The following is a 19,373-nucleotide window of genomic DNA, read 5'->3' as shown; positions in this document are numbered from 1 at the left end:
TTGAAGCTCCTAGCGATGGTGAATAAAACTTGCATCTCTCATGCCTTGCTTGGTCGTTGAGGAGATGTGTTGATCGTAGAGAGCGCACCCCAACAGAATGGAGACAGCCCGATGACATTTTTATCAGGGAGAGGCGCGAACTGGGCGTAGCCCCACAGTCCCGGCCGATATCCGCGTATGGATGAGCCCATCCGGGACGGGTGCACTTGGCAGCACGTAGCGTGGTCCTTGTGCTCGTCGGAGCCGTGCGCCAGCACGCCCACGGAGGCGGCGACGGCGACGGCGACGGCGACACAAAGGTCGATCAGGGTATGGCGAATGTGAACTGCGCATTCCACTGATGGCGGGCAGTGAATCCATTCCCGTCGCGGACAGTGTTTCAGACGATGGCGGACACGCTGCGCGGGTGTCCTAAGTAACGTTCGAATCGAAGCCGAAGTGTCCGCCATCAGCGTGGAATGGCGGTTGGGCTGGATGGTCAGGTGGCCGGTGACAGCTTGCGCATCGACTCGCCCTTGAGGGCCAACTTGTGCGAGCCGTGCACGATGCGGTCCAGGATGGCGCCGGCCAGCGCGGGCTCGTCCAGCCAGACGTGCCACGCCGTCACCGGCAACTGACTGGTGATGAGTGTCGAGCGCGTGCTCACCCGGTAGTCGAGCAACTCCAGCAAGTCGTTTCGCTCGCGCGCGGCAATCGGCGCAATGCCGCAGGCATCCAGGAAGAGCAAGTCCGGCCGCGCCATTTGCGCCAGCCGCTTAGCAAAGCTGCCGCCATCAATTTGGAATGCTGTCCGCCATCAGCATGGAATCGTGTCCGCCATGGCGTGGAATACGCATGAACATGATGCCTCCTCCTTGTGGTGGAGGGGCTGACTAGGGCTGCCGCGCCCGACGAGATGGTGCGGTTGTGAATTTGCTCAGCGCACGGGCTGGATATCGGTGACGATCATCTTCCCGCCTTCCTGGAGGACCATGAATTGCACCTTGTCGCCAGGCTTGAGGTTGGTGAGTTGCCCCTTGTCGCGGACGGTAAAGACCATGGTCATTCCGGGCATGTCCAGGTTCTTGATGTCCCCATGTTTGAGGGTGATCTTGCCGTTTTCCAGATCGACCTTCTTGACCTCGCCATCGGTCATAGATGCGGGTGCGGGGGCCGAGGTCTGGCCTGAATTGGGACTGACCTGAGCATGGCCCGCCAGCGGCAGGGCAGCGCCCATGGCAAGGGCGGAGATGGTGAGCAGACGTTGGATGGTGTTCATGGTGACCTATGGGTAAATAGTTGGATCTATGGTCTGGCCCGGCCATGGCTGGGCCAACTGTGGTGGGCGCTTCAGACCATCACTTGCGGCCCACCTGGATGGCGCCCTTCATGCCGGCCTCATAGTGGCCAGGCATCAGGCAGGCGAAGTTCACGGCGCCCGCTTTGGTGAACTGCCAGACGATTTCACCCTGCTTGCCCGGTGCGAGCGTGACCTTGCCTGGTTCGTCGTGCTCCATGTCCGGGAATTTCTTCATCTGCTCCAGGTGCTCCAGCAGCTCCTTCTCGGTGCCCAGGCTGAGTTCGTGCTTGACCTGGCCGACGTTCTTGACAACGAAGCGCACGGTTTCGCCCTGTTTGACCTGAATGTTCGACGGCGTGTAGCGCATGTTGTCGCTCATTTCGATGGTGATGGTGCGACGGGCCTTGGCGGCGACGCCGGGTTTGCCAATGGCTGTCTCACCCTCGTCACCGTGGCCACCTGCATGGTTGCCGGCAGCGAAGGCTGCCCCCGATGCGGCCAGTGCAGCCATGGCGAAGAGTTGAGAAATAGTGGAGCGCGTGAATTTCATGGATTGGCTCTCGTTGATAACTGAAGGGAAAACTCAATGCTCACCATGCGAAGTGGGCTTGCGCACCTTGACTTCGGTCGGCGTTGCAGGCTTGCGAACGCGCGGCATGGACTGGCCGCCCTCGGCGCTGAAGCGCGCGGGCTCGGCCATGGGGCCGGTGTACTCATGCGCCACCGTGCCTGCGGGATGCTTGTACCAGCCCGGATCCTTGTAGTCGCCCGGCTTCTGGTCGCGGCGTACCTTGAGCACGCTGAACATGCCACCCATCTCCACCGAGCCGAACGGCCCCTGGCCGGTCATCATCGGGATGGTGTTGTCGGGAATCGGCATTTCCATCTCCGTCATGTCGGCCATGCCGCGCTCGCCCATGACCATGTAGTCGGGGATGAGCTTGTTGACTTTCTTGGCAAGGCCGCTGTGATCCACGCCAATCATGGTGGGAATGTCGTGCCCCATGGCGTTCATGGTGTGGTGGCTCTTGTGGCAGTGGAAAGCCCAGTCGCCCTCCTCGTCGGCGACGAACTCGATTTGGCGCATCTGCCCCACGGCCACGTCGGTGGTTACTTCATGCCAGCGCGTGCTTTTGGGCGTCGGGCCGCCATCGGTGCCCGTGACCACGAATTCGTGGCCATGCACGTGCATCGGGTGATTGGTCATGGTGAGGTTGCCCATGCGGATGCGCACCTTGTCGTTGAGACGCACGTTCAGAGAGTCGATGCCAGGAAAGACACGGCTATTCCAGGTCCACAGGTTGAAGTTCGTCATCTCCGCGACCTTGGGTGTAGCCGCGCCGGGCTCAATGTCATAGGCACTGAGCAGGAAGCAAAAGTCCCGTTGCACCTCGTCGATCAGCGGGTGCCTAGCTTTCGGGTGCGTGACCCAGAAACCCATCATGCCCATGGCCATTTGCACCATCTCGTCGCCGTGCGGGTGGTACATGAAGGTGCCCGGGCGGCGCGCCACGAACTCGTAGACAAAGGTTTTGCCCGACGGAATCGCCGGCTGCGTCAGACCGGTCACGCCATCCATGCCGCTGGGCAGGCGCTGGCCGTGCCAGTGAACACTGGTGTGCTCGGGCAGCCTATTGGTCACGAAGATGCGCACACGGTCGCCCTCGACGACCTCGATGGTCGGGCCGGGGCTCTGTCCGTTGTAGCCCCACAGGTGGGCCTTCATCCCTGGTGCCACTTCGCGCACCACCGGTTCGGCGACCAGGTGGAACTCCTTGATGCCCTGGTTCATGCGCCAGGGCAGCGTCCAGCCGTTGAGCGTCACCACTGGGTTGTACGGCCGTCCCGAATTGGGCATCAGCGGGGCCATGGTGTTCGGGCTGGTCTGAATGACGGGCTCAGGCAGGGCCGCCATGGCGACACGGCTGACCGCGCCGGCCGCAACGGCGCCGCCAGCAATACCGGCGACCTTGAAAAAATCTCTTCTGGATGTCATGGCAATCGTCTCTGCATCAGTGACCGGCACCCGCGTCGCTGGGGGCGCTGGTGGTGACCGACAAGGTGGTGTTGGTGGGGCGTCCGATTACGGCTGCCTGCAATGCGGCATCGGCCAGCCAGAATTGCTGCTGCGAGTCCAGGGCCGCCGTGACGGCACCGACCTGGTCGCGCGCATCGGCCAGCAGTTCGAAAGCGCTGATCAGCATGCCGTTGTAGCGAAGCTGGTTCTCCTCCGCAATCACCTTGCGCACCGGAACCACTTCGTCGCGGTAGTGCCGCGCCACGTCGTAGGCCGTTCGATACGCCGAATAGCTTTCGCGCAGGCTGGAGCCCGCGGAACGCACCGTGCCTTCAAGCTGGTTGGCGGCCGCCAGCGTTCGAGCGTTCATCGCATCGCGCTGCATTCCGCCCCAGTCAAAGAGGGGTAGGCGCACATCGATTTCCCAGCCGCGTGCGGTGGAGCGAGTGCCCTCGGCATTGTCAAATGTCGTGTTGCGACGCCCAGTGAGCTCGATATCGGTGAAGCTGGTCACCATGTTCAGGCCTTGGGCCTTGGCCGCGCCATCCAGCGCGGTCTGCGCCAGGCGGATGTCCAGGCGTGCCTTGGTAGCGAGCGAGCCAACCGCCTGCGGATCCAGTGCTTGCTTGGGGAGATCAGGTAGACGTTCCGGAAGCTTGAGCGCCTGCGCCTGGCTTTCATCCAGCCCCAGCAAACGTACCAGTTCTTCCCGGCTGGCCGTGACCTGGTGCTGGGCCGTGCTCAGGCGGGTGGCGGCATCGGCATAAAAAGCCTGCTCGCGTGCGCGGGTGATGCGGTTGAAGTTACCCACGCTCTGCATGCGTTTGGCCAGTTCAGCTCCGGCCTCTGCACTGTCATAGACCTGCTTGGCATACTTGAGCGATTGCTGCGCCGCTACGGCGCGCACCCAGGCCTGGCGCACGCGCGTGACCTGGTCCACCACGTCGCTGGTCAAACGCAGCTGAGACTGCTCGATTCTCCGGGTGGCGACACCGTAGCGGGACGGCAGGGTCAGCAGATCCAACAGGCCAAAGGAGAGCGCACGCCCCAAGTCCAGCTCGACGCCGGCCGTCATGCGCTCAAAACTGAAGATGGGATTGGCAATCCGGCCTACCTGCGCGGCGTCCGCTGACTCCCCCCAACCCTGCGCCAGCAGGGCCTGCAGGGACGGGCTGTTCACCAAGGCCAACTGGACGGCATCTTTCTGATTTAGCGTTTCTGCCAGCAAGGTTTGAGCGGCCTGCGCGCGCTGGCCGCGCTCCTCCTGAGTACGAGCCAGGGCGAGTTTCCCATCGGTGAAGCTACCAGCCTCGTCGTTGACACGGCCGATGTTCTGCTCCAGGCTGACGCTGGCACAGCCGGTCAGCACCGCCAGTCCGAGTGCAGACAGGGCCCATTTGGCGTGAGTGGCACGCAAACGCATCATGGCTTGTCTCCCCGGTGATCTCCAAAATGCGGATCGCTGGCAGGGGCAGAATCCTTGGCGGACGCGGGCTCGCCCGACTTGATTTCCTTCGCATAGGCGCGCCAGCCGCCGATCTCGCCCACCTTGTCGTTCGCCGCCTTCCAGGGCTGGACGGACTGCTCCTTATAGGCCTCGTAACCCGAGAGGGCTGATCGGTACGAGAGCAGGTAGCCCACCTTCGCGGTTTCGCCCTCTGGCATCTGTGCAAATGCCAGGGACGGCACCATTAGCGCGGCGCCCAGCCAGAGGCTTGAGGTAGGTCGTGAAAGCCAGAGATTGTTCATTGATTTGTAATGCATTTTTGACTTATGTCATTGTGCAAGCCCATAGCTGTCAAAGGCATAACGACTTCATTACATCTTTGTCATGATCGAGAGGGGTGAGGGGTAACCCCTCACCCCTCTCACACTACCATACGTGCGGTTCCGCCTACGGCGGTTCAAGTGGCACGCTGTAGCTGTTGGTGGATGGTCACTAACGAAATAAGCCCCCCCCCGCCTGTGAAGTATTTGGGCGGCAGTGCGGCGACCATGTGCCTGGCCCCGAGGTTCCACCAGGGGCCGCGCCAGTTGACGCTGGAGCGCCATGCGCGCAGGGCATCAAGCCCGTGGCGCCGCTTCTGCGCTTCTCGCGTCCGTGGCCGCTTCCACTGCGCTCCCGGTTGTCAGAGCTGCCGATCCGTTATCTGCCCGACAGCCAACTGGAGCAGAACCACGCGTCCATGAGCCGCTATGGCTCCAGCACCAAACTGGTGTTCGAGATTTCGCAACTGCCGTAGACCACGCTCCCTTTGCGTGGTTCCTGCCAACCTTCATGCTTTGCGGTGCACACCACTGCGCGTACCGGCAACTCACGGCAATGTCGGCAAGATGACGTTTCTGTTATCCATAGCCGTGCAATTGAACGGCTTACGCACCAGTTGCAGGGCTTCTTGATCGGCTGGCGAAACTTACTATTTCGTATCGATCGCTGGTCTATTTCTCCCGCAAAAAAGGGCCCCTCATAACCTCCGTCAGTTCGACAATGGACACACCATGAACGTCATCACAAACCCGCTTGGCGCACTACTGCCAGTCATTCCGGTGGGCAAGTTGGTGTCCAAAGCACCCATAGTTCAGGACGGTGGATTTTTGGACGCGATGAAGCAAGCGTTAGCGACCACGAGCCAATTGCAAAGTGAATCTGGGCGCCTGAGCCGCGAGGTCACGTTCGGCAACCCTACTGTCAGTCTTGAAGAAACGATGCTTGCAGGAGTCAAGTCGAACATTGCATTTCAGGCCACGCTGCAGAGCCGAAACCGAATTGTTCAGGCTTACACCGATGTAATGAACATGCAGGTCTGATGCGCCGAAGGCGAAGCAGTAAAAATGCAGGTAATGAGCGCACTCGTTGCTGAAATCGCCGGCTCACGTGGCGAACAAGCTGGAGTTGGAGCCTTTTTGACAAAGGCCCCTCCAGCTTTAACTGCTGACCGCCTGAAGAGCCGTTTTAGTACCGGGGTGTTGGAGCACCGAGCCCATGAACTGGGCTGGTGGCTCCATGCGCTGCTCGCACTGTGTGTTGTTCTGTTGTACTGGCTGGCTCATACTGCCGAGGCCGGAAGTCGCGACGTCGATGTGCACTGACGGCGACCAAGACATGCACATCCTAGCCATCAACGCCGGCAGTGCGACCCTCAAGTTCGGGGTTTTCGACCCGGCATCGGCCATGCCCGTGATCGAGTCGACGATCGACCATCCCGCAGTTGATGCCGCGGCGTTTGACGAGATCAAGCAGCAAGTACGAAGTTCCGGCGTGACGTCGCTCAATGCCATCGGCCACCGTGTCGCACACGGTGGCCCCTTCTTGCGCGAGGCGGCTTTCGTGGACGCGAAAGTCGAGCACGAGATCGACCAGGCTGCTGCGCTGGCGCCGCAGCACAACCCCGTTGCACTGGCCGGCATCCGCATCGCGCGCGAGCGTTGGCCAGGCGTGCGCCACGTGGCGGTCTTCGACACCGCTTTTCATGCCGGCATGCCAGAACACGCCTCATGCTATGCCGTTCCGCAGTCATGGCGCGCAGTTGGGGTGCGGCGATTCGGGTTTCATGGCCTGTCGCACCAGAGCGTACTGGCGGCTGTCAGTTCCGCGTTGATGCGGCCTCCATCCGAACTGCGCATCGTGAGCTGCCACATCGGCAATGGGGCAAGTGTCTGCGCGATCGACCGTGGCCGCTCTGTCGACACCTCGATGGGGATGACGGCCCTGGAAGGTCTGGTGATGGGCACACGCAAGGGGGACCTCGACCCCGGCGTGCCAGGCTATGTCGCGCGTACCCTGGGCTTGTCACTGGTGCAAATCGAAGCGGCGCTTTACAGCGACAGTGGACTGAAGGCGTTGTCGGGTGTGGGCTCGGACCTGCGCGAGATCGAGAGTCGCGCGCGGGATGGTCATGCTGCTGCCCAAATGGCGTTGCAGGTCCATGCCTACCGCGTGCGCAAGTACATCGGTGCCTACGCCGCGGCGATGGGCGGCTGCGATGCGGTGGCTTTCACGGGCGGAGCAGGGGAAAACTCCCCGACGCTGCGTTGCCGCATTCTGGACGGCCTGGAATTCCTTGGCCTGCATCTGGACGAGGAGCGCAATCGCGCCTTCAGTCCGGCATCCGAAGTCTCCCAGCTTCAGGCGTCACGGTCCTCGGTCGCGGTGCTGGCCGTGCGTGCGCGCGAACAGTGGGTGATCGCGCACGAGACTGCCAGGTTGTTGAATGGTTCGGTAAGTGCCGAACACGAAATCGATGGATAGGGAGAGCACCGTGGTCAACAACAGCCCCGTTCTCGGCGTCGCCCACAAGCCGGTCCATCCCTGTCACCGCGTTCTGCCGGTTGTACTTCCGAAAGCGCACGGACAATGGGATCACAGTCGCTCAAACACCCAGGCTCTTGACCTATGTGCGGCACCTGGGTTCAGACTCTCGCCATGCATTGCGACGCGAGACTACTCCGCTGGAGAACGGTGATGCAACTAATTGAATGCGCCCGGGAGGCAGGTGTGACCCCAGACACGCTGCGCCATTACCTGCGGGTTGGCCTCGTAATCCCGGATGGTCGCGGCGCGAACGGCTATCGCGCGTTTTCCGAGCGCAGCGTGGCTCGGGTGCGCTTCATCCGCAACGCATTGGCGCTCGGCTTCACGCTCAAGGACGCCGAGGAGTTCGTTGAGATGAGTCAACGCGGAACATCTCCTTGTCCGCGCGCTCGGGCGCTGCTGAGCGAGCGGCTTGACGAACAGGCTCGACGACTGAAGGAAGCGACGGAGCTGCATCTGCGCATGCAGCAGGCAGACCGCGACTGGACGCGACTCCCTGACGGGATACCGGATGGACATTCCGTCTGCAGTTTGATCGAAGGAGCGGCAGCGGACGTTAAGCGCAAATCTGTGCGAGCGAAGTCTAGTCGTGTACGCGCATGACCGACTTTGATCGGTTTTGATATTCCCAGACATCATGAGGCTCTACGGACATGCAAAAAAGTGGCGTTGGTCATGTCGATCGTGCCGGCGCGAAAAAGAGTCGTCTGCTACATCGCAGCTTGCGCTGCACGCGAGCAACTGAGGTGCCCCAGATGAACCATTCCAAGACACTTGCGCAATCCCCGTCACCAGACATGAATGCCGCCGCGCTGCGCATCCTGCGCCGGTTGCTGGCCGGCATCGAGCGCCAGCCGGCGTTGCGTCTGGGCGATGTGCTCCTGCACGAGTTCGAGGCGCATCCAGAGTACACCCTGATCATCCGCGACCCGGGTCTGCTTCGACGCCTTGTCCTGCGGCCGGATCCTCTGCTGCTGGCGGAGGCCTACTTCCGCGGCACCATCGACATCGAAGGGGACCTGTACACCGCGCTTGGGCTCAAGGCGCACTTCGAGAAGTTCTCGCTCTCCTGGCGCGACAAGCTGGCCCTGTTGCGCGACGCTCTGATACTGCGCGTGTCTGACCAGGATGATTTGAAACCATCGCGTAGTCGGGCCTCGCGCGTTGCGCGCCGCTTCTCCCATCGACATTCGCGCCAAACCGACCGAGCAGCAATTTCATTCCACTACGACGTTTCAAACGTGTTCTATGGTCTCTGGCTCGATGCCGAGAGAGTCTATTCCTGCGCCTACTTCGAGACGCCGGACGACACGCTGGACCAGGCGCAGCGCAACAAGCTGGAGCACATCTGCCGCAAGCTGCGGCTGCAGCCGGGCGAACGTCTGCTCGACATCGGCTGCGGCTGGGGCGCACTCGTGTGCTGGGCGGCACGAGAACATGGCGTGCGCGCGTACGGCATCACTCTCAGCCAGCAGCAGCTCGAATACGCGCGCGAGCGCATCCGATCAGAAGGCTTGCAGGACCTCGTCACGGTTGAGCTGCGCGACTACCGCGACCTCGATGACACTACCGTATTCGACAAGGTGTCCAGCATCGGCATGTTCGAGCATGTGGGCCTCGCTCATCTGCCGGCCTACTACGCCGTGGTGCAGCGTGTTTTGCGGCCGGGCGGGCTCTTCCTCAACCATGGAATCACCCATGACGAAGAGGGCTGGAACCGAACTGTCGCGACCGATTTCATCAACCGCTATGTCTTCCCTGACGGCGAATTGGACTGCGTCAGCAACATCCAGCTCGGGATGGAGCGGTCCGGCTTCGAAATCCATGATGTCGAAGGTCTTCGATCACACTACGCGCTGACGTTGCGTCATTGGGTTCAGCGACTCGAAGCGCGCCGAGAGGAGGCCCTGCAGGAAGTCGATGAGGTGACCTTCCGCGTCTGGCGCCTGTACATGGCGGCATGCGCGCTGGAATTCGAGGCGGGCGGCACAGGGATCTACCAGATCGTAGCGTCCAAACGAGACGACGGAAGATGGCCCGTTCCTTTGACGCGCCGCGATCTTTACTCGGGTACTACCCCATCAAAGCCAATGACGGTGCGCGAAAAATGAGCAGGCCCGCTGACCGGGTTGCGCGAGTTGTATTCTTCTGTCCGATGCAGGTCAATGTGAGGGCGTGGAGGTGGACGGTCAGCAGACCCGCGTTCGCCCTATCCGCAGTTCGGCTTCGCGTGGTCGCAGTGACGCGGTCGCCGCAGCGATGGTACGCCGTGAGCCGCCGACAAGCACGCCGAGACGCCCGCCGACACAGCGCGGTGGCACCTCTGCGCACGCAGGCGCCGCGCACCTCCATGTCGCTGTTCATGGCCTGCGGCGTCTGGCTCGTCAGGCTGGGCGCCTACTTCGTGTTCCTGCGGCCGGCGCTGCTGCCCGAGGATCCGCGCTTCATCAGCGTGCCGCTGGATCGGCTTCGTGGATTGGCACCCGGTCTGGAGGCATGGCGGCGAATCGTGTTCACGGTGATGGGCGGCTTCATGGCGGGCGCGTGCGTACTGATCGTCCACCTGGCGCGCATGGCCATGCGCGAGCGGCAAGGCGGTACCGGCTGGGCCGTCGCGTTCTCCGGGCTTGTGACGGTCGGGCTGATGAGTGCGATGGACTTCGTCCTCCACTCGGACTTCCGCTGGGTGCTATTGCTGCCTGCCTTGCTGTGGGCCGTGGCCGTGGTGCTATATGCGAGGCAGGTCTGACGTGCCGAGCGCCATGCCATTCGTTTCTGCGCCGGCGATCCGAGACGCCGGCGTTCCCAACCCCGCCGACGCTCGTCATTGCGGGTCGGTTCCAAGGACCTTCAAAATGAATCACAACCTCCCCTGGGTCGCCGAGCGCGCGCGACTGTTCCGCGAATCCGATCCCGATTTCGCGCGCTGGGCGCGCGGGCATGGCCCCATCGCCCACAACGACCTCACGCAGCTGCGAATCCACGAACTCGCACAGGTGCTGGTCGCCGAAGGCAAGACGAGCGACACATCCGCGATCTACCGCACGCTGTGGGCCGCAGACCGATTGGCCGTGGCCGGGATGTGGCTAACGGTTCACATGACCTATGCCGATCGGGTCTATACCGACGGCCGGGAAATGGCGGCCAAGGACTTCAAGGAGACGCCTGAAGGCCACACCGGCGGATCACTGAACATCGTGCCGGCCTATGTCGGCTACCTTGCCGCGAACGCGCTCAGCGGCCTGACACGCGGCTGGCTGATGGGTCAAGGCCATTGCGTGGCGGGCATCGACGCCTGCAACCTGCTTGTTGGCAACATGACGCCGCGCCACGCCGAGCGGTACGACCGAAGCGAGAACGGCCTTACGCGCTTCGCTCGGGACTTCTACAGCTACGCGATCGACGCGCAGGGGCGCCCGGCCTCGCCGCTGGGCAGCCACGTCGGCCCGAACACGGCAGGCGGCCTGTCCGAGGGGGGCTATCTCGGCTTTGCCGAACTGCAGTACGTGCACATGCCCCTGCCCGGCGAACGGCTGGTGGTGTTCCTCAGCGACGGTGCATTCGAGGAGCAGCGCGGCAGCGACTGGGCGCCGCGCTGGTGGCGCGCCGAGGACAGTGGATTCGTGGCTCCGTTCATGATCCTCAACGGCCGTCGCATTGAGCAGCGCAGCACCATGCAGCAGCAGGGCGGCCTAGAATGGTTCCAGCAGCATCTGCGCCTGAACGGCTTCGACCCTATGGAGATCGACGGCACCGACCCCGCCGCATTCGCCTGGGCCATCCACGCGATGGAGGAACGGCTGGCGGCCTGCGCTACGGGGGTTTCGCGTGGAACCGTTCAGTACCCGGTGCCACTTCACTACACCATCGCCGAAGCGCCCAAAGGATTCGGTTTTCCCGGTGCCGGAACCAACGCCGCGCACAACCTGCCGCTGGCGGGCAATCCCCGTCTCGACCCGTCAGCACGGCAGCAGTTCAACGAGGGCGCGCGCGCGTTGTTTGTACCGCCGGGTGAAATCGACCAAGCGGTGGCCCTGCTCTGCAGGCATGAGGTGCAGCGCCGTCCCCTTGAGCGGGACCATCCCCTGGCGCATCGCCATGTCGCAGCACCGAGGTTCCCGGAGCCGCAGTGGCACGCCGCGGACCTCGGCAATGTCTCGCCGATGGGTGCGCTCGACGGAGCCTTCGCGGCCATCATCCAGGCCAATCCCCAACTACGCCCGCGCGTCGGCAATCCCGACGAGCTGCGCAGCAACCGCATGGGCCAGACCTTGGACCTGCTCAAACACCGCGTCTTCACGCCCGAACCGGGCTTGGCTGAAGCCGTGGATGGCGCCGTGATCACGGCCCTCAACGAAGAGGCGGTGGTCAGTGCGGCGCTGGGCAACAAGGGCGGCATCAACCTCGTTGTTTCTTACGAGGCCTTTGCCGTGAAGATGCTGGGTGCACTGCGGCAGGAAATCCTGTTCGCGCGCCACCAGGCGGAGGCCGGCATGCCTCCGGGCTGGCTGTCGGTAGTGACGGTGGCGACATCCCACACCTGGGAGAACGGCAAAAACGAGCAGTCCCATCAGGATCCGACACTGGCCGAGGCGCTGCTGGGCGAGATGTCCGACACCGCACGTGTGTTGTTCCCGGTGGATGCCAACAGTGCCGTCGCGGCGCTGCGAGCCGCCTACGCCTCGCATGGCCAGTTCTGGACACTGGTCGTTCCAAAGCGGGCCGTCGCCAGCCAACTGAGCGGCGAGCAGGCCCAGCGTCTGGCCGATGAGGGCGCCTGCGTGGTGAAGCCCTGCGACGCACCCGATGTGTTGCTGGTCGCTATCGGTGCGTACCAGCTACAGCAGGCGCTGCTCGCGGCGCGGCGGCTGGACGACGCCGGGCATCGGACGGCAGTCACCTGCGTCTTCGAGCCGGGCCGCTTCCGGCTGCCACGCGACGAGCGCGAGCGGGCTTTCGTGGCGGGCGACGCGGCATTGCGCTCGCTGTTCCCGGACACCGCTGCGGTGCGCGTCATCGTCTCGCACATGCGGCCGGAGCCGACGCTGGGCCTGTTGCGCCGCATCGATACCGGGCCTCGGCAGACCCGTGCACTGGGCTACCAGGCGCGCGGTGGGACGCTCGACGTTGCCGGCATGCTGTTCGCGAACCGCTGCACGTGGGCGCACGTCGCGACCGAGGCAGCGCAGGCGCTCGGCGTCGATCCCGCGAGCATATTGACCGCCGAGGAGTTGGCCGCGGTGGGAGGCCACGGCGACCCGCGGGCGGTGATGGTCTCGGCATGATTCCCCTGTTCTCCCCATAGGGACAAGAATAACGTCGTTTCCGGCGCCGATCGGTACGAGGCCGTGGTCCAATTGGAACCCTGTGCCCGCCCATTTATCGAGACCATGTCCCACGCGCTTGAAACTCTCATCGGTCACTGGAAAGCCGATCCGCTGAGCACCTACAACACCTGGTTCCTTTGGGAAGAACGGCTGAAGAACTTCCGCTCGATTCGCCGCGGCCTGGCGCAGGTGGTCAAGGACATCGATGCGGGCACCTTCGGTAGCGCATTCCGCGGTTCCTCGCTCGAAACGGTGGTCGGCTCGGTGGCCGAGCAGCGCCAGATCTTCAAGGGGGCAGACCATGCATTCCTGTGGAAGCCCAAGCTGCGCATTCCCGACATCTACGAGAACGCGACCAACCAACAGGCCTTTGCCCGGTTGTTGCACACCTGCGACTGCTGCAACAGCGCAGAGGAAGTGATCGAAGCAATACGGCGGATCGACGCTCGTCAGATCAAGGGTCTGGGCCCCGCCGTGGCGAATCTCCTGTACTTCGTTCACCCCACGATCGTGATGCCGTTCAACACCGCGATCGTGAAGGGCTACAACGCGGTCACGGGCAGCAGCGTCAAGCTCGGCAAGTGGGAGCACTACCTCTCGATGCGCGAAGGCGGCCTTCGCCTCAATGCCCAGCACCGCAACGCGTTGTCGAACGACATGGGGGCACTGGCTGGGCTGCTGTTCGACATCGGCTCGGGCCGGTACGCGGCGCCACCGCGCGATGACGATGCGGCCGCCCTCCAGGGCTGGGAGGCCGATCTCGAAAAGGTGCGCGAGGAATCGGCCGCGGCCCACAAACGCTGGGCCGCGGAGCGCGAGAGCGACGCGACCCACACCGAAATTCAGGGATGGCTGCGCGACCTGGGCAAGTCGCTCGGCTACGGTGTCTGGATTGCGTCCAACGATCAGGGGCGCAGTTATCAGGGAGGTCGCCTTGGAGACGGCTGTCTGACGCAGCTCCCCGCGCAGGCCCGGGCCGGTCTGGACTCTGTTCGCCTGATCGACGTCATTTGGGTGGAGGCCGACGGCTCGAAGGTCGCCGCTGCCTTCGAGGTCGAGCACTCGACCTCGATCTATTCCGGCATCGTGCGCATGCTCGACCTGGCCTTGGGAACGGAACTGGGAGCGGGCGTATCGATGTTCCTGGTGGCGCCGGACGCTCGCCGCGAGGATGTCCGCAGCCAGTTGCGTCGGCCGGCATTCACGCGGGTGGCGGAGCTGGGAATTCGCTACCTCCCCTACAGCGAGCTTGGCGCGCATCGCGATGCGATCGGCAGATTCGGCTCAGGCCTAAAGCCGTTGAACGAGATATCGCACCTGCTGTGATGCACGGTCGTCGAGGCACCAGCGGCACCAGCGGCACCAGCGGCAGAATGTACCGCCCAAGCGTGAATCGACGCCTAGTCGCGGTCGTGGATGAAGTCGTGCCGCAAGCCGAGTGCGGCATCCGTCCGAGCGATTGACGCTGACGGATCGGACTCGATGCCGCTCAGCGCGCGGATCGCATCGATGGTTTCGGGAATCACGATCGCCTGGTTGAAGACCTGGTAGGTGTAGTACGCTTGGTCGCCATCTACCGCGAGGACGTCCTCCCACAGGGCGACCTCCCACATGTCGCCGCGCGGGCGGCCAAGATCGGACATCAGCTCCACCGTACTGTTGAGTGCCACGAGGCCATCCGAGGAACGCACGAACGCGATCCGTGGTGCCGCACGGAAGGCCGCCAGCACCTCGTCGCGCGTTGCCGGCCTCGTCAGTTCGACCCACCAGGTGTGCAGGTGACTGCTGTTGTGGGACGCCTTGACCGCGATCGTTACCACATCCAGGTCCGGGATCACGGTCCTCGCGTCCGGTCCCTGGTGGCTGGGGATCGCCTTCTCCGGCACGAGGGTGTTAATGATGCCCTCAGCATGCGCTTCCCAGGGGTCGGATGCGCGGCGGATGAGCGTGCCGCGTGCACGCTTGAGCAGGCCGGCCGTCCGCAGCGCCCCCAGCGTTCGCACGATGGACGTGGTGTTGCAGGAGACCACGCGAGTGGACTCGCGGCCGATGGCCGACGCATAGTTCGCTTGCGCGACGAATGAGTGCCCCGTCAGCGCATGAGACTCACCACCGTGGAAGATCGACTTCACGCCGGCCGCGGCGTACACCTCTTTGTTGACCGCAGCGACTTTCTTGGGCGTGCAGTCGACCACGACATCGGCCTTCGCGAGCAGTTCTGCCAGATTGCCCGCCAAAGCAAGACCTGCGGCGCGCATCGCTCCTTCAGCTTCAAAGGTTGCCGCGTGGATGGCGAAGCCGCGCTGCGCGGCGACCTGTAGTCGATAGTCGTGCACCACGTCTGCGACGCCGGCAAGTGCCATGTCCTCCTGGAGCGCGACCGCGTCTGCCACCCGCTTGCCGATCACACCGTACCCGTTCACCGCCACTCTGACCTTGTTCATTCCTTGCTCCTGACTTGATGAGACGCGTCAGCCACGGCTGCGCGCAATGAAAAACGTGAACCGGATCGCCAGCGCATAGCCCAGCAGCGCGAGCACCGGCATGTCGCCCCAGCGAGGGCCTACGGCGTGCTGCATCAGCAAGCTTGACGCGATGTACAGGCCCAGCGTCACGAGCGCGAGGGCGATGCGGCGGCCGAGGCGGTCGACACCGCTCAGCATCCGGGCGTCGGGCTTGATCGACAGTTGCAGCAACTCACGCTGCCGCAGTACGCTGTGCAGGCGCCGCGCCAGCAGCGTGGGCAGCGCGTTGGCTGCGTTTCCCAGCTCGTAGGGCAGACGTTGCGACGCCGCGGATTTGCGCTCATCGAATATGCCGGTTGCCGTGTGGCGCGAGATGGCCTCGATGATGGAGAAGTCCGGCGCGAGCAGGCGTACCGTCCCTTCGAGCAGCAGCAGTGTGCGGGTGAGTACCAGCAGGTCTCTAGGAAGCCGGACATCCTGGGTCCGGCCGGCCGCCACGAGCTGCGCGAGCGCATCGGAAAGCGACCAGTCTTTCAGCGGGTGCTCTGCGCAGTCCGCGACCAGCGCGCGCACCACGGGCACGAAGACGGCCCGATCCGTGCCCTCGCCGACCAGTCCCAGGTCCAGCCAGGCGTCGACCACCCAGTCGGCATCCTGCTCGACGAAGGCCAGCGCGAACGCCACCAAAGCGCGCCGCATGCTGCGGTCGACCCGTCCCACGATGCCGAAATCGTGCAGGCAAATGCGGCCATCGTCCATCACGAAGACGTTGCCGGGGTGTGGATCGCCATGGAAGAAGCCATCGCGGAAGATCTGCACGATGTAGCTGTCCACGAGCTTGCCCGCAGCGGCCGCGCCCATGGCAGGCGGCAGACCGTGCAGGTGGGCCCCGCGGCTGAACTGCTGGACCATCACCGTCGATGTGCACAGCTCGTCCACCACGTCGGGCAGCACGATGTCCGGAGAGTCTCGCCAGGCGTCGGCGAAACGTCGCACGGAACTCGCCTCCCGGGACAGGTCCATTTCGTAGCGGAAGTTCGCCGCAACCTCGTCCACGATGGCCGCCAGACCCCAGCGGCGCAGCGAGGGGACGAACCACTGAATGGCCAGGACCAGCCGGCGCAGGATGCGCATGTCGGTCTCGGCTTGCTCGGCCGCACCAGGGCGGCGGATCTTCACCACGACCTCCGTCCCGTCGGGCAGCGCCGCACGATGGATCTGCGCGATCGAGGCCGCGGCCAGCGCCTGCATGTCGAAGCGTGCGAAGACCTCTTGCCAAGGGCGGCCCAGGGCCGCCTCGACCTCCTGGACAGCCTGTTCCGAAGAAAACGGCGCCACATGCGCCTGAAGGCTGGCCAGGGCCCGTTGCGCATCGGGAGGCAGGACGTCCGCGCGCAGGCTGAGGTGCTGGCCCAGCTTCACGAAGGTCGTTCCCAATCGCTGCAGCACTTGGGCAAAGCGCTCGGCCGCCCGGTGCGTGTCGCAGCGCATGAGTCCCCGGTGCCAGGCCACCCAGAGCAGGAACCCGGTCAGCGCCATTGCGATCTGCGTCGCCCGGCGCAGCGCCGAGCGTTGCGGTGGACGGTCCGGAAGGCGCGCGGCAGAAACGGAGCGGTCAGGGCGCATCACGGCTCATCCACCCTGTTGCGCAGCCGGCCCGCATGCCAGGCTGCGATGTTCGAGATGGTCTCGTCGAAGATGCGCGCGATCGCCTCTGTCGTGTTGAAACCGACGTGGGGAGTCACGAGCACGCGCGGATGGGTCAGCAGCGGGCTGGACGCCATCCAGCCGGTATCGCAACCGAGCCCCCCGCAGCCCGTGGGCACCTCGGGAGACAGCGCGCCTTCTTGCTCCAGCACGTCCAGGCCGGCGGCTGCGACACTGCAGTCGTCCAGCGCGCGCAGCAAGGCGGCCTCGTCGATCAGCGCTCCACGTGCCGTATTGATCACTACCACGCCAGGCTTCATGCGCGCGAAGGCCCGGGCGTCGATGAGGTGGCGCGTGGCCTCGGTGGCCGGAACATGCAGGCTCAGGATGTCGCTGCCTTGCAGGACCTGCTCCCATGTCACGAGGGACACGCCAGCTGGGCGCGCAGCCGAAGCAGCGAAGGCGGGGTCGTAGGCGAGAACGTCCATGCCGAACCCCACGGCGATACGCGCCACGTGGCGTCCGATGCGGCCCAGGCCGACGATGCCCAGCGTCCTGCCTTCCAGCTCGAAGCCGGTGAGTCCGCGGTAGGCGAACGAGCCCTGGCGCGCCCGCTCGTGGGCCTGCGTCAGATGGCGTGTCACGCCCAGCAACAGTGCAAAGGCATGCTCTGCGACGCTGGCCGACCCGTAGTCCGGCACATGGCAGACGGCAATGCCGCGTTTTCGACACGCCTCCAGGTCAATGTGGTCGAAGCCCGCGGAGCGGGTGGCGACGAGCCGCAAGCGCGGCAGCATGCGAAGCACCGATTCGTCCACCCGCGTGCGCACGAACACGCAAAGGACCTCGATCGCCCCATCTTCGGTGTCGGACGCCACCAGGTGCTCGCGCTGGACGAAGTGCGCGTGCCAGTGGGCCGGAAGCCATTGCTGCATCGCCGCTTGGTCCGTTGGTGCGAAGTCGGTGAACAGAACACTAAGACGATGGTCCTCGGTCATGGCGCAACCTTGATGGCGCTGTACAGGGACAGGATGTGGAAGATGGCAACGAATTGCCGTGTCTCGGCAACCTGCGCAAACCCTGCTTGCGCGAGCACCGACGGCAAGTGACCGGCGACCGCGTCGCGCGTGGTCTCGAAGCCATCGAGCAGTTGAACGGCGAAGAACGCCGTACGGCTGATCGGTCGGCGCGAGCGCTCCCGGTCCGCGAAGTGCAGTTGAACGCCAACGCGCAGAACGCGATGCATCTGGCGGGCCGCTTTCAGTTTGTCCGCGTGCGCCAGGTGACGGAAGAAGACGCTCGATACGACCCGATCGAACGAGCCATCGCCGTAAGGCAGGTATGTCGACAGGCCTTCGTCGAATCGGATCGGCGCCGCCACGCTCGCCGCCTTCCGGCGGGCCAGCGACAGGATGGCGGGGTCGGCATCCACCCCGGTGACACGGGCCTGCGGGCACGCGGTGGCCGCAAGGAGGGCGAGCGTCCCCGTTCCGCATCCGGCGTCCGATACGTCGTGGCCATGCTGGATCGACGCCTGCGCCACGAGGGCCGGCTTGAACGCTTGCTCGCGCGTGGTCAGCACCACCACCCGGTCGTACAGGGGCGTGAGCACGTGGTGGGCAAGTGCGGGCCTGAAGCCGGCCGGACGATCCGTCATTGCACGGCGAGCCTCGCTCGGGGTTCACGGAACTGCCACAGCACGATGATGCTGAGGACGCCGGCGAAGAAGCACCACACCGAGATGAACCAGGTCGCATAAAAAAAATAGGCGGCGACCGCGGACACGAAGGCCGCATTTCCGAAAGCCGCTACGCGCCGGTGGCTGGAGACCATCAGACCTGCGCAGGTGCCGATCAGGTACAAGGCCATCGTGGTCAGGACGTAGAAGTGCGGGGAGTCGTAGAAGATGTGCTGGCCGACCACGCGCGCGGTGATGGGCAGTCGCACCAGCATCACCAAAAGGTACACCCCGACGAGCGCGCCTGCGAGCGCGATGCCCGCGAGAACCCGACGGCGCCACGGAACGGTCTCCAGCGCCAGGGCGGCCAGCGGCACGTAGATCGGCCACAGGACGTGCGAGAAGAACGAATAAAGATGCGTCAGCACCACCTTCAGCAAGGGCGCGCGGTCGGGGAATGTCAGCCACAACATGCCTTCGAGTAGCTGCTGAATCCCAAAGAGCAACGGGATGGCCGCGTAAGGCACTTCGCGCCACGCGCGGACCCGGCGCACGGTGACGATCCCCGTCCCCAGAAGTACCGCGGCTGCCGTGAAACTGGCTGGTGCAGAAAAACACATCGCTGTCATTTCCTCTTGAATGTGGGTG

18 protein-coding genes and 1 pseudogene are annotated in these 19,373 nt (G+C 64.1%); 8 read left to right on the top strand and 11 right to left on the bottom strand.

Annotated elements, in window-relative coordinates; all coding sequences use genetic code 11:
* Positions 1-478: 478 nt before the first annotated feature.
* From B7Y64_RS14650 to B7Y64_RS14625, 6 genes and pseudogenes are all read right to left on the bottom strand, one after another.
* Positions 479-769 (bottom strand): annotated as a pseudogene (locus B7Y64_RS14650) (ATP-binding protein); the annotation flags it as partial.
* 147 nt (positions 770-916) lie between these two features.
* Positions 917-1,258, bottom strand: coding sequence for a copper-binding protein (locus B7Y64_RS14645; protein WP_087748528.1), 342 nt, complete (start codon positions 1,256-1,258; stop codon positions 917-919).
* Between the two features lie 79 nt (positions 1,259-1,337).
* Positions 1,338-1,829, bottom strand: a complete 492-nt coding sequence (locus tag B7Y64_RS14640; protein ID WP_087748527.1) for a cupredoxin family protein — start codon at positions 1,827-1,829, stop codon at positions 1,338-1,340.
* Between the two features lie 33 nt (positions 1,830-1,862).
* Entirely contained in the window at positions 1,863-3,275 is a 1,413-nt protein-coding gene (locus tag B7Y64_RS14635; protein WP_087748582.1) for a copper oxidase, read from the bottom strand.
* A 16-nt stretch (positions 3,276-3,291) separates the two neighbouring features.
* Positions 3,292-4,722 carry a TolC family protein gene (locus B7Y64_RS14630; protein ID WP_291324355.1) on the bottom strand — a complete coding sequence of 477 codons (1,431 nt, stop codon included), beginning with the start codon at positions 4,720-4,722 and terminating at the stop codon, positions 3,292-3,294.
* A complete protein-coding gene (locus tag B7Y64_RS14625) occupies positions 4,719-5,060 on the bottom strand; it encodes a hypothetical protein (RefSeq protein WP_291324356.1) in 342 nt (113 codons plus the stop codon). The genes B7Y64_RS14630 and B7Y64_RS14625 overlap by 4 nt, the downstream gene beginning before the upstream one ends.
* A gap of 735 nt (positions 5,061-5,795) precedes the next feature.
* Between B7Y64_RS14625 and B7Y64_RS14620 the strand changes: the two genes are divergently transcribed.
* The 8 genes from B7Y64_RS14620 (at position 5,796) to B7Y64_RS14585 (ending at position 14,261) form a co-directional block, all read left to right on the top strand.
* Positions 5,796-6,104 carry a flagellar hook-basal body complex protein FliE gene (locus tag B7Y64_RS14620; RefSeq protein WP_013722284.1) on the top strand — a complete coding sequence of 103 codons (309 nt, stop codon included), beginning with the start codon at positions 5,796-5,798 and terminating at the stop codon, positions 6,102-6,104.
* Positions 6,105-6,137: 33 nt separating this feature from the next.
* Entirely contained in the window at positions 6,138-6,386 is a 249-nt protein-coding gene (locus B7Y64_RS14615) for a hypothetical protein (RefSeq protein WP_172734524.1), read from the top strand.
* Between the two features lie 13 nt (positions 6,387-6,399).
* The gene (locus tag B7Y64_RS14610; RefSeq protein WP_291324357.1) at positions 6,400-7,545 is read left to right on the top strand and encodes an acetate/propionate family kinase; all 1,146 of its coding nucleotides are present in this window, start codon (positions 6,400-6,402) and stop codon (positions 7,543-7,545) included.
* 213 nt (positions 7,546-7,758) lie between these two features.
* Positions 7,759-8,211 carry a MerR family transcriptional regulator gene (locus B7Y64_RS14605; RefSeq protein WP_081739427.1) on the top strand — a complete coding sequence of 151 codons (453 nt, stop codon included), beginning with the start codon at positions 7,759-7,761 and terminating at the stop codon, positions 8,209-8,211.
* Between the two features lie 152 nt (positions 8,212-8,363).
* Positions 8,364-9,719, top strand: coding sequence for a cyclopropane-fatty-acyl-phospholipid synthase family protein (locus tag B7Y64_RS14600; RefSeq protein ID WP_291324358.1), 1,356 nt, complete (start codon positions 8,364-8,366; stop codon positions 9,717-9,719).
* A 239-nt stretch (positions 9,720-9,958) separates the two neighbouring features.
* A complete protein-coding gene (locus B7Y64_RS14595) occupies positions 9,959-10,357 on the top strand; it encodes a hypothetical protein (protein ID WP_291324359.1) in 399 nt (132 codons plus the stop codon).
* Between the two features lie 106 nt (positions 10,358-10,463).
* On the top strand, positions 10,464-12,893 hold the full coding sequence (locus B7Y64_RS14590; protein ID WP_291324360.1) for a xylulose 5-phosphate 3-epimerase: 2,430 nt from the start codon (positions 10,464-10,466) through the stop codon (positions 12,891-12,893).
* Positions 12,894-12,998: 105 nt separating this feature from the next.
* Complete coding sequence (locus B7Y64_RS14585) at positions 12,999-14,261, top strand: hypothetical protein (protein ID WP_005794599.1); 1,263 nt, start codon at positions 12,999-13,001, stop codon at positions 14,259-14,261.
* Between the two features lie 74 nt (positions 14,262-14,335).
* Here the strand turns inward: B7Y64_RS14585 and B7Y64_RS14580 are convergent, their stop codons facing one another.
* The 5 genes from B7Y64_RS14580 to B7Y64_RS14560 form a co-directional block, all read right to left on the bottom strand.
* Positions 14,336-15,379 (bottom strand): type II glyceraldehyde-3-phosphate dehydrogenase, encoded by a 1,044-nt coding sequence (locus tag B7Y64_RS14580; RefSeq protein ID WP_005794597.1) that lies wholly within the window; start codon positions 15,377-15,379, stop codon positions 14,336-14,338.
* Between the two features lie 27 nt (positions 15,380-15,406).
* On the bottom strand, positions 15,407-16,939 hold the full coding sequence (locus tag B7Y64_RS14575) for an AarF/UbiB family protein (protein WP_324529652.1): 1,533 nt from the start codon (positions 16,937-16,939) through the stop codon (positions 15,407-15,409).
* Positions 16,940-17,025: 86 nt separating this feature from the next.
* Positions 17,026-18,045 (bottom strand): hydroxyacid dehydrogenase, encoded by a 1,020-nt coding sequence (locus B7Y64_RS14570; protein WP_291324361.1) that lies wholly within the window; start codon positions 18,043-18,045, stop codon positions 17,026-17,028.
* Positions 18,042-18,704 (bottom strand): class I SAM-dependent methyltransferase, encoded by a 663-nt coding sequence (locus B7Y64_RS14565; protein WP_005794590.1) that lies wholly within the window; start codon positions 18,702-18,704, stop codon positions 18,042-18,044. Before B7Y64_RS14565 ends, B7Y64_RS14570 begins: the two co-directional genes overlap by 4 nt.
* Complete coding sequence (locus B7Y64_RS14560) at positions 18,701-19,345, bottom strand: DUF6629 family protein (RefSeq protein ID WP_005794588.1); 645 nt, start codon at positions 19,343-19,345, stop codon at positions 18,701-18,703. The genes B7Y64_RS14565 and B7Y64_RS14560 overlap by 4 nt, the downstream gene beginning before the upstream one ends.
* Positions 19,346-19,373: the final 28 nt, after the last annotated feature.

It is taken from the genome of Acidovorax sp. 35-64-16, from assembly GCF_002281195.1.
Classification (GTDB): domain Bacteria; phylum Pseudomonadota; class Gammaproteobacteria; order Burkholderiales; family Burkholderiaceae_C; genus Acidovorax; species Acidovorax defluvii.
The sequence above is the reverse complement of the archived record's forward strand: the minus strand, read 5'-3'. Positions and strand labels throughout refer to the sequence as shown.

Coding starts and splice junctions, on each gene's coding strand:
- B7Y64_RS14645 (WP_087748528.1), bottom strand. CDS start 1,258: ATGAACACCATCCAACGTCTGCTCACCATCTCCGCCCTTGCCATGGGC.
- B7Y64_RS14640 (WP_087748527.1), bottom strand. CDS start 1,829: ATGAAATTCACGCGCTCCACTATTTCTCAACTCTTCGCCATGGCTGCA.
- B7Y64_RS14635 (WP_087748582.1), bottom strand. CDS start 3,275: ATGACATCCAGAAGAGATTTTTTCAAGGTCGCCGGTATTGCTGGCGGC.
- B7Y64_RS14630 (WP_291324355.1), bottom strand. CDS start 4,722: ATGATGCGTTTGCGTGCCACTCACGCCAAATGGGCCCTGTCTGCACTC.
- B7Y64_RS14625 (WP_291324356.1), bottom strand. CDS start 5,060: ATGCATTACAAATCAATGAACAATCTCTGGCTTTCACGACCTACCTCA.
- B7Y64_RS14620 (WP_013722284.1), top strand. CDS start 5,796: ATGAACGTCATCACAAACCCGCTTGGCGCACTACTGCCAGTCATTCCG.
- B7Y64_RS14615 (WP_172734524.1), top strand. CDS start 6,138: ATGAGCGCACTCGTTGCTGAAATCGCCGGCTCACGTGGCGAACAAGCT.
- B7Y64_RS14610 (WP_291324357.1), top strand. CDS start 6,400: ATGCACATCCTAGCCATCAACGCCGGCAGTGCGACCCTCAAGTTCGGG.
- B7Y64_RS14605 (WP_081739427.1), top strand. CDS start 7,759: ATGCAACTAATTGAATGCGCCCGGGAGGCAGGTGTGACCCCAGACACG.
- B7Y64_RS14600 (WP_291324358.1), top strand. CDS start 8,364: ATGAACCATTCCAAGACACTTGCGCAATCCCCGTCACCAGACATGAAT.
- B7Y64_RS14595 (WP_291324359.1), top strand. CDS start 9,959: ATGTCGCTGTTCATGGCCTGCGGCGTCTGGCTCGTCAGGCTGGGCGCC.
- B7Y64_RS14590 (WP_291324360.1), top strand. CDS start 10,464: ATGAATCACAACCTCCCCTGGGTCGCCGAGCGCGCGCGACTGTTCCGC.
- B7Y64_RS14585 (WP_005794599.1), top strand. CDS start 12,999: ATGTCCCACGCGCTTGAAACTCTCATCGGTCACTGGAAAGCCGATCCG.
- B7Y64_RS14580 (WP_005794597.1), bottom strand. CDS start 15,379: ATGAACAAGGTCAGAGTGGCGGTGAACGGGTACGGTGTGATCGGCAAG.
- B7Y64_RS14575 (WP_324529652.1), bottom strand. CDS start 16,939: ATGGCGCTGACCGGGTTCCTGCTCTGGGTGGCCTGGCACCGGGGACTC.
- B7Y64_RS14570 (WP_291324361.1), bottom strand. CDS start 18,045: ATGACCGAGGACCATCGTCTTAGTGTTCTGTTCACCGACTTCGCACCA.
- B7Y64_RS14565 (WP_005794590.1), bottom strand. CDS start 18,704: ATGACGGATCGTCCGGCCGGCTTCAGGCCCGCACTTGCCCACCACGTG.
- B7Y64_RS14560 (WP_005794588.1), bottom strand. CDS start 19,345: ATGTGTTTTTCTGCACCAGCCAGTTTCACGGCAGCCGCGGTACTTCTG.